Below are 880 nucleotides of genomic sequence, written 5' to 3'. Positions count from 1 at the left end.
ACCAGTGCCGATGATCCCGGTGATCAGGGCCATGGCAATGATCACGTACAGCCATTTCTCCACCACTTCACGGTCGACGCCGGTGACTTTGATCAGTACGAAGGCCAGCATCGAGCCCATGATCAGCTCCCACACGCCTTCGACCCAAAGATGCACCACCCACCACCAGTAGAACTTGTCCCGTGCCAGGTTGCCGGGGTTGTAGAACGAGAACAGGAAGAACACCGCCAGGCCGATCAGCCCGGTCATCATCACCATGCTCACGGTAGTCTTGCGACCCTTGAGCAGGGTCATGCCGATGTTGTAGAGAAAGCCCAGGCACACGACCCCCATGCCCATCTTGGTGATGGTCGGTTGCTCCAGGAACTCACGGCCCATGGTCGGCAGCAGTTCGTTGTGGGTCAGCTTGGCCAGGGCCGCATAGGGCACCAGCAAGTAACCGAGGATCGTCAACACCCCGGCGGCGGCAAACACCCAGAACAGCAGGATTGCCAGTTTGGGGCTGTGCAACTCGCGGTCAGCTTCCTCAGGCACCAGGTAGTAGGCGGCGCCCATGAAGCCAAACAGCAGCCAGACGATCAACAGGTTGGTGTGGACCATGCGGGCCACGTTGAAGGGGATCTACGGGAACGGAAAGTCGCCGACCACGTATTGCAGGCCCATGATCAAACCGAACAGCACCTGGCCCAGGAACAGGATCAGGGCGAACACAAAGTAGGGTTTGGCCACGGCCTGGGATTGGAATTTCAGATATGGATTGACGGTACGCATCCCTCAGCCCTCCGTGTTTGGCGGCCAGCCGTTGGTGTTGATCTTCGAGCTCCATTTGAGGAACTCGGCCATATCGTCCACCTCCTGGTCGCTGAGGTTGAATTGCGGC

2 protein-coding genes are annotated in these 880 nt (G+C 58.8%); both read right to left on the bottom strand.

The annotated features are described in order from the left end of the window. A partial coding sequence (locus tag ASU03_RS20260) for a cbb3-type cytochrome c oxidase subunit I (protein WP_442855154.1) occupies positions 1-609 on the bottom strand: 609 nt, incomplete at its 3' end. 12 nt (positions 610-621) lie between these two features. Continuing rightward, positions 622-771, bottom strand: coding sequence for a hypothetical protein (locus ASU03_RS22150; RefSeq protein ID WP_442855153.1), 150 nt, complete (start codon positions 769-771; stop codon positions 622-624). Between the last annotated feature and the right edge of the window lie 109 nt (positions 772-880).

Origin of the sequence: Colwellia sp. TT2012, assembly GCF_001440345.1 — a bacterium.
GTDB lineage: Bacteria > Pseudomonadota > Gammaproteobacteria > Enterobacterales > Alteromonadaceae > Colwellia.
This window is presented reverse-complemented; position numbering and strand designations above follow the sequence as displayed.

Bases quoted from the DNA above. Each gene is read 5' to 3' on its own strand.
- ASU03_RS22150 (WP_442855153.1), bottom strand. From the start codon at position 771: ATGCGTACCGTCAATCCATATCTGAAATTCCAATCCCAGGCCGTGGCC.